Here is a 4,682-nt window from a genome sequence, read left to right as displayed (position 1 = left end):
GGATTGCGGTATGCCGAAGCGCACCTCTTTCCCCTCCATACTGCCCTGTGAAGCGTCGATTCCCATAGCATTTATTGCAGGATTCCCACTGCTCTCCGCATAATAGTTAAGCGACAGCAGGAGCACGAACAAGGTCATCATGGCGGCGAAGATCCCCCAGCCCTGCCGTTTATTCTTGGCAAACAAACCGTACATATAGGGAAGAGCTGCCGGCAGCGTCCACATAGACAGGATTTCAATCACATTGGTGAGCGGTGACGGATTCTCGAATGGATGCGATGAATTGACTCCGAAGAACCCACCGCCATTCGTTCCCAGATGCTTGATCGATTCCAGTGACGCGACCGGTCCGGTTGTAATCCCTTGAACCTGACCCTTCAACGTTGTTAAGTGAATCATAGGCTTCAGCGTCTGCGGAACCTGGAGTCCAACCAGCACCATGGTAATAAGCAGTGCAAGCGGCAGAAACACCCGGACAATCGACTTAACGAAGTCTCCGAAAAAGTTTCCCAGCGTTGCCCTGCCGGTAATCCCTCTTACAAAAGCGACTGCTACAGAAAAGCCGCTGGCTGCAGAGGTAAACATAAACATTGTTATCACAGCCATTTGTGAGAAATAAGAAAGTCCTGTCTCCCCGCTGTAATGCTGCAGATTCGTATTAGTAACAAAGCTGATCACCGTATTAAACGTAAGCGTCTGCTCCATTTCGGGAATCCCGTTCGGATTAAGCGGAAGGCCCGCTTGTAAGCGGAGAACGATGTACCCAAAGGCAACCAGTATAATGTTGGTCGACAAAAAGCTCAACGCATAGGTCTTCCATGACATTCCTTCACGCTTATTAAGACCGCTTAATTTGAAGATCCCCCGCTCAATTCCGCCGAAGATCCGGTCTGTCTTGTTCGGTTCATTTGAGAATACATGATATAAGTAAGTACCTGCCGGTCTTACCAGCAGCAGCAGTATGGCAATGACTACGATAATTTGCACAATGCCCACAGATGACCCTCCTTAATATAGTGCTCTAGTTAATTAGAATTTCTCCGGATGTATCAAGGCGTAAACCAGATACAAAAACAATAGAAGAGTTACTGTTAAAACCACTGTCACGATTCTGTCCCTCCCTTGTCCTCAGCCACATGCCCGCACCACTGTGCAAACGCGTAGAAAACTCCGAATATTGCAGCGAGCACCGCTAGCATATACACGTCCATCATCGTCCTCACCACTCCTCTTCGGGATGATCTGTCTCTTTATATATAGATTGAACTTGCAATTTTTCTTTTTTGGGATTGGACATGACTGCAGAGAATGTTTGGACTTCCGGCCGCTGTTGTCTTCAAATTTCTTGATTTAAACCGCTACTAGCGGTAGAAATCTGAAGACAAAGGCGGTCGCTTACGCTCCTACAGTTCCAAAATTCTCCTCCGCCATTTTTCCCTAAATGTGTATTTTCAAGTTCAATCTATATAGTATCTCTTTCCGCAAGTTTAGCTTAACACTACTGCCATTAGTTCAGGGTTAGGGTTAGTCTGACAGAATTAAGATTGCATTAAGATTTGCGAGAGTGTAGACTCTGGACAACTTCCTCAGCCTGCCTCGTGATCTCAATATCCTCATAATCACCTATCCCTTTTAAGTCGTAATGATCAATACCTTTCTTAATGGTATAGAGCAACACTAGTACCGTGGAGAATAGACCGATATTTTGCAGCCATTCATTCATTAATAAGACCCCTTCTGCTGTGCGATATACTTCCAATTAAGCGTATCACTTAGGCCGTTAGTTCTGGATTAGGGTTCCTTTGAGGGGATATAGATTGCATTAAGAGAAGAGGAAAGCAACAAAAAGCCATGTTCTCAGAAGAACATGGCTCATCTAATACGGATATTAATTTTGAAAAGAAATCAGATCACTTTGCTGTCTTCTCCAGCCTGCAGCATCCTGTAGCCGACACCGATATGGGTCTGGATGATCTTAGACTGCGAAGGTGATTTTTCGATTTTTTTGCGCAGAGTTGCCATAAATACACGCAGGGCAGGGATATCATAAGTGTGACTGCCCCAGATTTCCTTCAGGATATAATTATGCGTCAATACTTTGCCTGCATTCTTGGCCAGCAGACACAGCAGCTTATATTCAATCGGGGTCAAGTGGATTTCTTCCTGTTCCATCCATACGCAGCCTGCCGCATAATCGATTCTTAAATTCCCACTCTTAAAAACCGACGCATCCTTCTGCAGCTTGTCGCTGTCATAGCGGATACGCCGCAGACTGACCCGCAGCCGGGCCAGCAGCTCCTCCACACTGAACGGCTTGGTCAGATAATCATCTGCACCTGCATCCAGTGCATCGATTTTGTCACGGTCCTCGCTGCGTGCGCTTACTACGATTATGGGAAGATTGGACCAAGACCGGACTTTTTTGATAATGTCCACACCATCCATATCCGGCAGCCCCAAATCCAGAATCATCATATCCGGCTGATGGGACACTGCCTCTAGGATTGCTGCTTCGCCGGTCTCAGCTGTATGATATTTGTAGCCTTGTGTCTCCAGCGTGGTCGTAATCAGCTTACGGATCGGCTTGTCATCCTCTACAACAAGAATCAATGGTTTATACATGAACATTCACCTCCTCAGCCTGCAGGGTGAAACTGAACACCGTACCCTGCGGTACATTATCCTTTACTTCAATTGTACCTCCATGAGCATGCACAATCGATTTGCACAAAGACAGCCCAAGCCCCAAGCCGCGGCGGCCGTCTCCGCGTTGATTGTCTGCTGTATAGAACATATCAAACAGTTTGTTCTTGGCTTCCTCAGATATCCCGGGACCATTATCGGATATTTCAACCAGTATCCAGTGTTGTTCGCGTCTCGCCGACACTATGATTTCCGAACCGGCTTGAGTATATTTTATTGCGTTGTCCACTAAATTGATGAGAACCTGAACAATCAGCCGGGAATCCATTTTGGCCATCAGCAGCTCATCTTCCAGCATCGTTTGAATAGTGTGCTCTACACTATTGCGGTTGACATGCATCAGCGCTTCAGCAATTACCTCTTCCAGCAGCTCCGCTTGAAAATTCAGATTTAAGCTGCCATTGTCGATCCGCGTAATGGACAGTAAATTCTCCACCAGGTTGATCAGCCACATGGAGTCGTCATATATATCCGTGTACAAGCCTGTTTTCTGTTCCTCGCTCAACACGATAGAGTTTCCCATAAGAATTCCGGCATTGCCGGAAATACTGGTAAGAGGCGTTCGCAGATCATGGGAGATCCCCCGCAGCAGATTGGCGCGCAGCTGTTCCTGCTGGATTTGCAGTGAGATTTCCTTTTGACGCTCATTTAGCAGCTCTTTCTCCAGCGCGAGCGCACATTCGCCGAGCATGGCAATCATAAGGCTTTTCTCAAAAATACCCAATGGCTCTTCCTGGTCCATAACAATGGCAGCTACAGCAAATACGGAATCCCCGCCACGGACGGCATGGTACAGACAGCTTGCAGCCGAAAAGGTATCCGTAGTTGCTCCGGCCCGTTTATTGTTCTTATACACCCAATCTGCAACAGCCCATTCGTTTACACCGGTATATGCCCGGGGATTCACCGCCGATTCTAACTTTGGAAAAATCAGCGGCTCGGCTAAGGTGTCCTGCTCCACGGGGTAGAATAGGACCGTCCGGTCCAGCAGCTTCACCATTTGGATTGCAGTTTCATTGACGATCGCCGGGGCACCTTCCGCCTGTTGCAGCTTACGGCTTGTCTCCAAGAGAACTTCTGTCCGGTACGCTTTTTGCGCAGATTGGCGCGCCTGCTCCTTAATCCTCATGGTTAGTGTACTGCTTATCATTGAAGCCAGCAGCATGATCAGAAAGGTAACGGGATAACCGGAATCATGCGCTTCTAAAGAGAAATATGGCTTGGTGAAGAAATAGTTGAAGACAAGCACGCTTAAGATCGAAGTTATCGCACTGTAAATCCTGCCACTGGTAACCATAGCATTCAGCAGAACTCCCAAAATGTACACCGTGATGATATTCGCTTCCCGGAATCCGAGAAATTGAAACCATTGTCCGATCAAGGTGCATACAGTCAGAATCCCGATCGTCTTCATGGTGTCAGCCAGTGAGAGGTGCGGCTTCACGTAGGCCGGAAATCTGTTATAGGGAGCCGGTTGGGTATCCGGAATAATGTGTATATCAATATTCGGTGCCAGCACAGTCAGCTTATCTACCAGACTAGATTTAGTGAGCCATCTTTTTTTACTGCTCTGGGAACGGCCGATCACAATCTTCGTGACCCGGCTTGATTTAGCATATTCGGCAATCTGTCCGGAGACATCCTCACCATATACCGTGGCAAGCTGCGCACCGAGCTGTTCGGCGAGCCGCAGATTTTCTCTGAGCTCCGCCTTGCTTTTGGGCGTGAGATCTTTGTTTTTCGGCGTTTCCACATACAGTGCCGTAAAAGATCCGCGGAACGCTTCAGTCATTCTAGCTGCTGTGCGGATCACCTTTTTGCTTGAGGCAGCTGAAGACAGACAGACTAGAATATGATCTGCTGTGTTATAGGTATTCTTATTCGCCCTTTCACTGTAACGCTGAGCAATACGATTCAGCTGATCTGCTGTATAACGTAAAGCTATTTCCCGCAAGGCGATTAGCTTGTTTTTAACAAAT

The 4,682-nt window shown here is 47.4% G+C and carries 4 protein-coding genes and 1 pseudogene; all 5 read right to left on the bottom strand.

Annotated features, from left to right (window positions below):
• Positions 1–996, bottom strand: a pseudogene (locus AQR02_RS34020) (potassium-transporting ATPase subunit KdpA); the annotation flags it as partial.
• A gap of 33 nt (positions 997–1,029) precedes the next feature.
• Complete coding sequence (gene kdpF, locus AQR02_RS35525) at positions 1,030–1,101, bottom strand: K(+)-transporting ATPase subunit F (protein WP_425340005.1); 72 nt, start codon at positions 1,099–1,101, stop codon at positions 1,030–1,032.
• Between the two features lie 448 nt (positions 1,102–1,549).
• The gene (locus AQR02_RS32395) at positions 1,550–1,723 is read right to left on the bottom strand and encodes a hypothetical protein (protein WP_159067737.1); all 174 of its coding nucleotides are present in this window, start codon (positions 1,721–1,723) and stop codon (positions 1,550–1,552) included.
• A 182-nt stretch (positions 1,724–1,905) separates the two neighbouring features.
• Positions 1,906–2,622: a response regulator gene (locus AQR02_RS10760; RefSeq protein ID WP_054940556.1), complete on the bottom strand. Its 717-nt coding sequence runs from the start codon at positions 2,620–2,622 to the stop codon at positions 1,906–1,908.
• A partial coding sequence (locus AQR02_RS10755) for an ATP-binding protein (RefSeq protein ID WP_245237311.1) occupies positions 2,615–4,682 on the bottom strand: 2,068 nt, incomplete at its 5' end. The genes AQR02_RS10760 and AQR02_RS10755, both read right to left, overlap by 8 nt.

Origin of the sequence: Paenibacillus ihuae (assembly GCF_001368795.1) — a bacterium.
Lineage (GTDB): Bacteria > Bacillota > Bacilli > Paenibacillales > Paenibacillaceae > Paenibacillus_AQ > Paenibacillus_AQ ihuae.
This window is presented reverse-complemented; position numbering and strand designations above follow the sequence as displayed.